Source organism: Streptomyces aureus (genome assembly GCF_001418135.1).
Taxonomy (GTDB): Bacteria; Actinomycetota; Actinomycetes; order Streptomycetales; family Streptomycetaceae; genus Streptomyces; species Streptomyces aureus_A.
Genome location: NZ_LIPQ01000548.1, coordinates 1 through 2,280, shown reverse-complemented (window position 1 = coordinate 2,280; position 2,280 = coordinate 1). Strand labels below are relative to the sequence as shown.

The 2,280-nt window shown below is 75.4% G+C and carries 2 pseudogenes; one reads left to right on the top strand and one right to left on the bottom strand.

Annotated features, from left to right (window positions below):
• A pseudogene (locus AOK00_RS41660) lies at positions 1-200 on the top strand (serine/threonine protein kinase); the annotation flags it as partial.
• Between the two features lie 310 nt (positions 201-510).
• On the opposite strand, the pseudogene AOK00_RS39805 reads toward AOK00_RS41660, so the two are convergent.
• Positions 511-2,280 (bottom strand): annotated as a pseudogene (locus AOK00_RS39805) (protein kinase); the annotation flags it as partial.

Here is a 2,280-nt window from a genome sequence, read left to right as displayed (position 1 = left end):
CGGAAGCCGACCGCCTCGTGCTGCACGCCCGTACGCAGAAGGAGGCGCGGGCCGCCGCGCGGATCACGCACCCGGGTGTGGTGACCGTCCACGACGTCCTGGAGCACGACGACCGGCCGTGGATCGTGATGCAGTACGTCGACGGGCCCTCGCTCGCCGACGCCGCCAAGGAGAAGGGCACGATCGACCCGCACGAGGCGGTCGGCTTCCGCCACGAACCGGCCGGCCGTCAACTCCTTCACCGCCACGACGCGGTGCAGCACCTCGTCGTGTGCGCGCCAGACCTTGCCCATGCCGCCGCGTCCGATGGACTCGCCCAGCCGGTAGCGACCGGCGAGCAGCAGCCCCGTGCCTGTGCTCTGAGAATGTTCCACTTGCCCCCGCCCGTTCCTTCGGATGCCAGGTTACGGAGGGGGGTACGGGTGGCGGAACCTCGGGGCCGCCATAGGAACAGCACTGTGACCGGGGGCCGATGGGCATTCCGGGCACCCCCTCCCGACACGGTCCCGCTCAGCGGCCCGGACGGAACGCCTTCGTGGCCTCGTCGAAGATCTCGGAGACCTTCTTGCTCCCGTCCTCCGGGCCGATGACCTGCACGACGTGGTACCGGCCTCCGTCGATCAGGGCGAGGTTGCGGACGAACACCTGACGGCCCGTGCTGTCCAGCCACCAGTAACTGCCCGTGGCCGTCGCGGTCGTACCGATGTCGACCCGGCGCGTGTCGTCCGACCGTGACCAGCTCGATCCCCGGAACGGCTCCAGTTCGCGTTCCCTGGAGTTCTGGTACTCCAGCGGGTCGGAGCCGTTGTCGGCGACGCTGTCGCGGCCGGGGACGACGATCATCGTGAAGTCGCCGCCGGTGTAGCGCACTTGCCCGGCGTCGTTGATCGGGCTGCGCCGCCACCCGTTCGGCACCCCGATCCGGAACCCCTCGGGGTCCTGCCGCAGCGTGTACCCGGCGGCGAGTGCCGGAGCCGAGGGGTCCGCGGCGGGCGGGGTGGTGCGCGGGGTGGCCGCCGGCCCGCTGGTCGGCGGGGCCGTGGTCGGCGCCTTCGTCGCGGACGGAGGGCTCGCGGGTGCGGTCGTGCGCGGGGCCTGGCCGGCCGTGGGAGTGGCCGGCGCGGTGGGCTCCTCCCCGTCACCGGGCATGAAGAGGACGGCGTACGCGACGGCCCCGCCGAGCAGCAGGAAGACGAGGACCAGGAGCGTACGGCCGAGAGACCGCGGGGAGCCCGGCGGCCGGGAGGACGACGGCCGGCCGCCGCGGGGGGCGCGGGGCTCTCTGGACGCGCGCTGGGGGATCTCCTCGTGGAACGACTCCTGGAAGTCCTCCCGGTACTCCTCGCGGAAGTCCCCCCGGGCATCGGCCCGCACGGGGGCGGGCCCGTACTCGCGCCCGCCGAGGTCGTCGTGACGGGCGTGCGCCTGAGCCGGGGGGCGCGGGTCCTTGCCCCGCTTGTGGCGGTGGCGGCCCGCTCCCGCTCCCCCGCGCCGACGGCGTACGAGCTCGCCCCGCCGGCGCACGATCGGCAGCCGCTTCTCGTCGAAGGACGGCAGCGGTACGACTCCGACACCGGCCTCCGGCTCCGGAGCCGAGCGCACCAGGGAGCGCAGCCAGCCGCGCAGCTCCTCGAAGTCGGGTCGCTCGGTGGGGTCCTGGCGCAGCAGGGACTCCACGACCGGGCGCAGCGGGCCGCACTCCTCCGCGAACGCGGGCGGCTCGGCGCAGACCAGCTGGACGAGCTCGGCGGCACTGTCCTCGGGGTAGGGGGCGTGGCCCTGGACGGCCCGGTAGAGGAGCGCGCCGAGCGCCCACAGGTCGGTGGCGGGGCCGATCGGCGGGGCGAGGCGCCAGTTCTCGTGGACGGGACCGGCCTGTTCGGGAGCCCAGCGCTCGGTGACGGCGCCGACGACCGCGATCCGGGTCTGCCGGGCCCGCTCAGCGGCGAGCCGGGTGGTGGGGCCGCGGTCCGCCCTGGCCTGGGCCGGGATCCTGGCCGGCTCCAGGGCCTCCTCCCGCGCGCCGGCGGGGACCGGGAGGCGTGCGGGGTCCGGGGTCGCGGCCGTGTAGCCGGCGGGCAGGGCCGGACGGCCCGAACCGGGCAGCACGGGGCCGCGGCCGGGACCCGAACCGCCACCGGCCGGGATCGGCGGCGAGCCGTCGCGCGAGGCGTGCGGGCCGTCGCTCCAGTTTCCGGCCAGCATCACGCGCGGCGGCGGACCCGCCTGCGGACCCGCGCCGTACGGCTCGTCGCCGTCGTCCTCGTCGTCCTCGTCGTC